The 6,657-nt window shown below is 53.6% G+C and carries 8 protein-coding genes; 4 read left to right on the top strand and 4 right to left on the bottom strand.

Going from position 1 to position 6,657, the window contains the following annotated elements:
- Together minD and minC are read right to left on the bottom strand one after the other, a co-directional pair.
- Nucleotides 1–813: a septum site-determining protein MinD gene (gene minD / locus M989_RS09925; protein ID WP_064544826.1), complete on the bottom strand. Its 813-nt coding sequence runs from the start codon at nt 811–813 to the stop codon at nt 1–3.
- 23 nt (nt 814–836) lie between these two features.
- A complete protein-coding gene (minC, locus tag M989_RS09930; protein WP_064544829.1) occupies nt 837–1,544 on the bottom strand; it encodes a septum site-determining protein MinC in 708 nt (235 codons plus the stop codon).
- A 127-nt stretch (nt 1,545–1,671) separates the two neighbouring features.
- On the opposite strand from minC, the gene M989_RS09935 reads away from it, so the two are divergent.
- The 3 genes from M989_RS09935 (at nt 1,672) to M989_RS09945 (ending at nt 3,207) form a co-directional block, all read left to right on the top strand.
- Nucleotides 1,672–1,953, top strand: a complete 282-nt coding sequence (locus tag M989_RS09935) for a YcgL domain-containing protein (RefSeq protein WP_064544831.1) — start codon at nt 1,672–1,674, stop codon at nt 1,951–1,953.
- A 54-nt stretch (nt 1,954–2,007) separates the two neighbouring features.
- Nucleotides 2,008–2,667 carry a fumarylacetoacetate hydrolase family protein gene (locus M989_RS09940; protein WP_064544833.1) on the top strand — a complete coding sequence of 220 codons (660 nt, stop codon included), beginning with the start codon at nt 2,008–2,010 and terminating at the stop codon, nt 2,665–2,667.
- A gap of 93 nt (nt 2,668–2,760) precedes the next feature.
- Complete coding sequence (locus M989_RS09945) at nt 2,761–3,207, top strand: YcgN family cysteine cluster protein (protein ID WP_064544835.1); 447 nt, start codon at nt 2,761–2,763, stop codon at nt 3,205–3,207.
- Between the two features lie 266 nt (nt 3,208–3,473).
- Here M989_RS09945 and dsbB read toward each other — a convergent pair whose 3' ends face one another.
- A complete protein-coding gene (gene dsbB, locus M989_RS09950) occupies nt 3,474–4,004 on the bottom strand; it encodes a disulfide bond formation protein DsbB (protein WP_064544837.1) in 531 nt (176 codons plus the stop codon).
- Between the two features lie 139 nt (nt 4,005–4,143).
- Nucleotides 4,144–5,697 (bottom strand): Na(+)/H(+) antiporter NhaB, encoded by a 1,554-nt coding sequence (nhaB, locus tag M989_RS09955; protein ID WP_064544839.1) that lies wholly within the window; start codon nt 5,695–5,697, stop codon nt 4,144–4,146.
- A gap of 211 nt (nt 5,698–5,908) precedes the next feature.
- On the opposite strand from nhaB, the gene fadR reads away from it, so the two are divergent.
- Nucleotides 5,909–6,628, top strand: coding sequence for a fatty acid metabolism transcriptional regulator FadR (fadR, locus tag M989_RS09960; RefSeq protein WP_064544841.1), 720 nt, complete (start codon nt 5,909–5,911; stop codon nt 6,626–6,628).
- Nucleotides 6,629–6,657: the final 29 nt, after the last annotated feature.

Below are 6,657 nucleotides of genomic sequence, written 5' to 3' on the forward strand. Positions count from 1 at the left end.
TTATCCTCCGAACAGGCGTTTGAGGAAACCTTTCTTCTCTTCTTCAATGAAGCGGAAAGGACGTTCTTCTCCCAACAGACGATCTACGGTGTCGGCGTAGGCTTTGCCTGCGTCGGACACGGTATCCAGAATAACCGGTTCCCCCTGGTTTGAGGCGCGCAGGACGGACTGATCTTCCGGGATAACGCCAACCAGTTTAATGCGCAGGATTTCCAGCACATCTTCCATGCTCAGCATGTCGCCTTTGCTCACGCGACCTGGGTTGTAGCGCGTCAGCAGCAGGTGTTCTTTAATCGGCTCTTCACCATTTTCTGCGCGACGAGATTTAGACGCCAGAATGCCCAGGATACGGTCAGAGTCGCGTACCGAGGAGACTTCCGGGTTGGTGGTGATAATAGCTTCGTCAGCGAAGTACAGCGCCATCAGCGCGCCGGTCTCGATACCCGCAGGGGAGTCGCAGACCACGAAGTCGAATTCCATCTTTTTCAGCTCGTCGAGGACTTTCTCGACGCCTTCGCGGGTCAACGCATCTTTATCACGCGTTTGCGAAGCCGGCAGAATATAGAGATTTTCGGTCCGTTTATCTTTGATTAATGCTTGGTTCAGCGTGGCATCGCCCTGAATAACGTTAACAAAATCATACACTACGCGACGTTCGCAGCCCATGATAAGGTCAAGGTTACGTAGACCGATATCAAAATCGATAACGACCGTTTTCTTTCCCTTCTGCGCCAAACCAGTCGCGATGGCCGCGCTGGAGGTGGTCTTACCCACGCCCCCTTTACCTGAAGTCACAACAATAATGCGTGCCATAGAAATTCCTTGTTAAAAAGGGATTAATTTAACGGTTGAATAGTCAAAGCGCTGTTGTCTAACCGCAGACGCGCCGCTTTGCCATAAAATTCGGCTGGGATCTGGTCGCTCAGCCAATATTCCCCGGCGATGGAGACCAGCTCCGCAGCCAGGTGGGTACAAAATACTTGTGCTTCCCGGTCTCCGCCGGCGCCCGCCAGAACGCGCCCACGCATCATGCCGTAAACGTGGATGTTACCATCGGCAATCAGCTCAGCGCCTGCACTAACGTGGCTTGTCACAATCAGATCACAGTTTGGTGCATAAATGCGCTGACCGGAACGTACTGGCGTATCAATCATTCGCGTTTTTGTGATCGGACTAACAATTGGCTCGGGTTCAGCGGGCTTGGTCGGCTCAACGGGGGCGGCACGAACAACTTTTTCTTTACCTTCAGTCAGTAAAGGAAGGCCCGATTGATCAATAGCCGCTTTGAACTGCGGATTCTTGCAGCCGCTGACGCCCACGATACGCAGACCGGCAGCCATAATCGCCTGCTGAATCGCGCGCCACTGGGTAAACTCTTCAAGGTTGCTGACGTTGACCACAACCGGGGCATGACGGAAAAAAGCCGGAGCCTGGGCGACCTTGTCTTCTAACGCCTGACGAATAACCTCGGGTCTTGCATCATGCAAATGGACCACCGATAAGGTGAAGCTACTGCCTTTAAGTTCGATTGGCGTGTTTGACATCCTGGCCTTACTCAATTTGCTATTTATCGCTGCTTCGTGCGCGGCGATATTCCGAAGACTATCAGTCATGTTATAGTCACTAATATATTCAAGCAAGTAACCACAGTCCTAATTCCGAGTATAAAGTATGTTTTGTGTGATTTATCGTAGTTCTAAACGTGATCAAACCTATTTGTATGTCGAAAAAAAAGACGATTTCTCTCGCGTCCCTGAAGAACTGATGCAGGGCTTCGGTCAGCCGCAGCTGGCGATGCTGTTGCCGCTGGACGGCCGCAAGAAGCTTATCAATGCCGATCTGGAAAAGGTAAAACAGGCGTTAAAAGATCAGGGCTATTATTTACAGATGCCACCGCCGCCTGAAAATCTGTTGAAGCAGCATCTGGCCGACGCCAAAAATAAGGGCGAATAATTTTCGCTTGCGGCTAATGTCTGTTCCTGGTTACACAACAAATAAGGGAAAAGTATGTATCAACATCATAACTGGCAGGGTGCGCTGCTGGATTACCCGGTAAGCAAAGTTGTCTGTGTTGGCAGTAATTATGCAAAGCATATCCAGGAGATGGGCAGCGCGACGCCGGAAGAGCCCGTGCTGTTTATTAAGCCAGAAACCGCACTCTGCGACTTACGCCAGCCGCTGATTCTGCCGCAGGGCCTGGGGTCTGTGCACCATGAAGTGGAGCTGGCGGTGCTGATTGGCGCGACGCTGCGTCAGGCAACGGAAGATCACGTCCTGCAGGCTATTGCGGGATATGGTGTCGCGCTGGACCTCACGCTGCGTGACGTCCAGAGTAAAATGAAAAAGGCCGGGCAACCCTGGGAAAAAGCGAAAGGCTTTGATAATTCCTGCCCGATCTCCGGTTTTATCCCGGCTGCAGCCTTCGAAGGCGACCCGCAAAATACCTCGCTTGGCCTGAAGGTGAACGGCGAAGTGCGTCAGCAGGGCACGACGGCGGATATGATCCACAAAATCGTGCCGCTGATTGCCTACATGAGCCGCTTCTTCACCCTCAAACCGGGCGACGTGGTGCTGACCGGTACGCCGGAAGGTGTCGGCCCACTCCACGGTGGTGATGAACTGGAAGTGCTGTTTAACGGCTATTCTCTGACGACCCGCGTGCTGTAATCGCTGCTTGCCGCCCCAATTGGGCGGCAAAACTTGCATCCCTGTGCCAGACTGGTTATAAGAAGCACCCTGAATTTTGATGTGGACATCCCGATGAGCGAATTACCTTTCTGGCAGAGCAAAACCCTTGACGACATGACCGATGCCGAATGGGAGTCGCTGTGCGACGGCTGCGGTCAGTGCTGCCTGCACAAGCTGATGGATGAAGACACCGACGAAATTTACTTCACCAACGTGGCCTGCAAACAGCTGAATATCAAGACCTGCCAGTGTCGTAACTACGAACGTCGTTTCGATTATGAGCCGGACTGCATCAAGCTTACCCGCGATAATCTGCCCACCTTCGAGTGGCTGCCGCACACCTGCGCCTATCGCCTGCTGGCGGAAGGTCAACCGCTGCCGCAGTGGCATCCGCTTATCGCCGGCTCGAAAGCGGCAATGCACGGAGAGCGTATTTCCGTGCGCCATATTGCGGTGAAGGAGTCAGAAGTGCGTGACTGGCAAGACCATATCTTAAATAAACCAGAATGGGCTGACTAAAGTCCGATTAATATTTCATTCTCTCTTTTTACGCGTCCTTGAATAAAATCACTGCTTAATTCCTGCACTCTGCCGATAGAGATATTATCGGCATCGGTGTGGGGATAGACATGCGTAATTCAATAAAACTCTTAGTGCTTGCGGTAATGATCAATCTGGGCGGCTGGGGGCTGGTGTTGGTCGCCGGTTACGGCATTGGGGCGCTGGCGGGAATGTGGTAGGAGAGGCGCCAGCCGCGATAATATCGCAGCTGGCGCAAGAGACGATTAACGGCCAAACAGGTCGCGGCGTTTTGGTTTCAGCGGCTGAGCAATCACCACCAGAACCGCGACGATCAGGTAGGCGGCGAAAATGCCCACTAGCCACTGCGGCATCTCCAGCGACAAGAACTCCCACTGACGCACAGAGCAATCGCCGGAAGCAACGAACACCTGCGGCAGCCACTTATCGAGCGGCAGCCAGGTCGGGAAACGGGCCATGAAATCACAGGTCATAAACGGCGACGGGTGCAACTGAATCATCGTGTGCTCCCAGGCCAACTGCAGCCCACGGAAGGCGCTGTACAGCCAGATCAGCAGCGCCACGTAGCGTAGCGGGCTTTTCGGTGCGATAGCGCCGACAATCCCGGCGCCCATCACGCCAAACAGCGCGCAGCGCTCGTAAATACACAGGACGCACGGCTTTAACAGCATTACATGCTGGAACCATAATGCCACTAATTCAAGCGCAAAAGCGGTTAACGCCAGTAATAACCAGGCACTGCGGCCACGTGAGCTCTGGTTTAAATATCGCAACATAATCATTTCCCTGGAACGTGCTTAGAAAACGCAGTGTAAACGAAAACGATAGCCCTGCCATCTGGCTATACGCAATAATTCGTAAATGATGGTGCAATGCCCGCGGTAAAACCGACGGGCATTGATAAACGCCGCTATATTAGTGGGTTATTACCGGAAGTCCTAATACTCCCTTACTCATCATCCAGTCAATCACCGGCTGCAGGGTAAACTCAACGCACAGCAGGCCGACCAGCGTTAACACAACCGTATACGGCAACGCCATCCACACCATACGGCCGTAGGAAAGACGAATGAGCGGCGCAAGCGCGGAAGTTAGCAGGAACAGGAATGCCGCCTGTCCGTTTGGCGTCGCGACGGAGGGCAGGTTAGTACCGGTATTGATAGCCACCGCCAGTAGCTCAAACTGGCGCAGGTCGATGGCGCCGTTATCGAGCGCCGTTTTGGCTTCGTTGATATACACGGTACCCACGAAGACGTTATCGGAAATCGACGACAGCAGACCGTTGAACAGATAAAACAACGAACGTTGGGCGTGCGGTGACGCTTGCAGCACGAAGTCGATAATCGGCGCAAACAGATGTTGATCGATAATCACCGCCACGACCGCGAAAAATACCGTCAGCAGCGCGGTAAAGGGCAGCGCTTCGGTAAACGCTTTACCGATCGCGTGCTCGTCGGTAATGCCGGTAAATGAGGTGGCGAAGATAATCACCGACAGACCAATCAGCCCCACTTCCGCCAGATGTAACGCCAGCGCCAGCACCAACCATACGCCGATAATCCCCTGAACGATAAGGCGCATGCTCTCCTGGCGCGAGCGCTGTTTGCGGCTACGCTCGTCAAAATCATGAAGAATTTGACGAACAGGTTCGGGCAGCTCGGCGCCATAGCCGAAGGCTTTAAACTTTTCCAGCAGCAGACAGGTCGCCAGGCCGCAGAGAAAGACCGGGACGGTGACCGGCGACATGCGCAGGAAAAATTCACCGAAGTGCCAGCCCGCGACCTTGGCGATAATCAGGTTCTGCGGCTCGCCGACCATCGTCATGACGCCGCCTAATGCCGTCCCGACGCCTGCGTGCATCATCAGGCTGCGCAGGAACGCGCGAAACTGCTCCAGCACCACGCGCGAGTGTTTATCAATATGGCTGTCGTCCAGCAGGTCATCATCGTCCGGACGCGCGGAAACCACCCGATGATAGATACTGTAGAAGCCTACCGCGACGCTGATGATTACGGCGACAACCGTCAAGGCATCGAGAAATGCCGACAGGAACGCAGCGGCGAGACAGAAGGCCAGCGACAGCAGTCGTTTGCTACGAATGGTCAGCAGCAGGCGGGTAAAGATGAACAGCAGCAGCTGTTTCATAAAGTAGATGCCAGCCACCATAAAAATCAGCAGCAGCAGGACTTCCAGATTGGCGGCGACCTCGTTGCGCACGTGTTCGGCGGAGGTCATGCCGACAAATACGGCCTCGATGGCCAGCAGCCCGCCGGGAATCAGCGGGTAGCATTTCAACGCCATAGCCAGCGTGAAGATAAACTCCACCACCAGCAGCCATCCGGCGACAAACGGATTGATCAGAAAGACCAGCGGGTTGATGACTAAGAAAATAATTAGCAGTAATTTGTACCAGTCTGGCGACTGACCAAGAAAATTGCGCCACAGAGCGCGGCCGTAAGAGATTTCCATGACAATCGTCTTCCTCCTGAAAAGATGACATTTTTTACCATTAAAACAGATATACCGCCAGAATTCCCCCGACAAGTGCCTTTTCCACCCGCGAAAGAAATATGAAAAATGAAACGGCGATCCCTTTTTAATTCCGTTGCCCTGCTATCTGCTCAATGTTGGCTCTGGTATGATGAGTCCAATTGCAACGCTGTGTAATGGAATTTTTACTATGGTCATTAAGGCGCAAAGCCCGGCGGGTTTCGCGGAAGAGTATATTGTCGAAAGCATCTGGAATAACCGTTTTCCACCTGGGTCGATTCTTCCGGCTGAACGCGAACTCTCTGAATTAATTGGGGTTACCCGTACTACCTTACGTGAAGTGTTGCAACGCCTGGCGCGAGACGGCTGGTTGACGATTCAGCACGGAAAACCGACGAAGGTTAACAATTTCTGGGAGACGTCCGGGCTGAATATCCTGGAAACGCTTGCACGTCTCGATCATGACAGCGTGCCGCAGCTGATTGATAATCTGCTGTCCGTGCGTACCAATATTGCCACTATCTATATCCGTACCGCATTCCGTCAGCACCCGGAAAAAGCGCTGGAAGTGCTGGCGATAACGCGCGAAGTTGCCGACCATGCCGACGCTTTTGCCGAGCTGGACTACAGCGTGTTCCGCGGTCTGGCGTTCGCCTCCGGCAACCCTATCTACGGCTTGATCCTCAACGGTATGAAAGGTCTTTACACCCGTCTGGGGCGTCACTATTTTTCCAGCCCGGAAGCGCGAGCGCTGGGTTTGGGCTTCTATCACAAGCTGATTGAGCTGTGCGAGAAGGGTGAGTACGAGAAGGTCTATGAGACGGTGCGCCGCTACGGGCACGAAAGCGGCGAGATCTGGCACCGGATGCAGAAATCGCTGCCGGGAGATTTATCCCTGCATGGACGTTAAAAAAATCCCCGCCGAAGCGGGGGGTTTTG

Origin of the sequence: Kluyvera georgiana ATCC 51603, from assembly GCF_001654985.1 — a bacterium.
In the GTDB taxonomy this organism is placed as follows: Bacteria; Pseudomonadota; Gammaproteobacteria; order Enterobacterales; family Enterobacteriaceae; genus Kluyvera; species Kluyvera georgiana.

Bases quoted from the DNA above. Each gene is read 5' to 3' on its own strand.
- minD (WP_064544826.1), bottom strand. From the start codon at position 813: ATGGCACGCATTATTGTTGTGACTTCAGGTAAAGGGGGCGTGGGTAAG.
- minC (WP_064544829.1), bottom strand. From the start codon at position 1,544: ATGTCAAACACGCCAATCGAACTTAAAGGCAGTAGCTTCACCTTATCG.
- M989_RS09935 (WP_064544831.1), top strand. From the start codon at position 1,672: ATGTTTTGTGTGATTTATCGTAGTTCTAAACGTGATCAAACCTATTTG.
- M989_RS09940 (WP_064544833.1), top strand. From the start codon at position 2,008: ATGTATCAACATCATAACTGGCAGGGTGCGCTGCTGGATTACCCGGTA.
- M989_RS09945 (WP_064544835.1), top strand. From the start codon at position 2,761: ATGAGCGAATTACCTTTCTGGCAGAGCAAAACCCTTGACGACATGACC.
- dsbB (WP_064544837.1), bottom strand. From the start codon at position 4,004: ATGTTGCGATATTTAAACCAGAGCTCACGTGGCCGCAGTGCCTGGTTA.
- nhaB (WP_064544839.1), bottom strand. From the start codon at position 5,697: ATGGAAATCTCTTACGGCCGCGCTCTGTGGCGCAATTTTCTTGGTCAG.
- fadR (WP_064544841.1), top strand. From the start codon at position 5,909: ATGGTCATTAAGGCGCAAAGCCCGGCGGGTTTCGCGGAAGAGTATATT.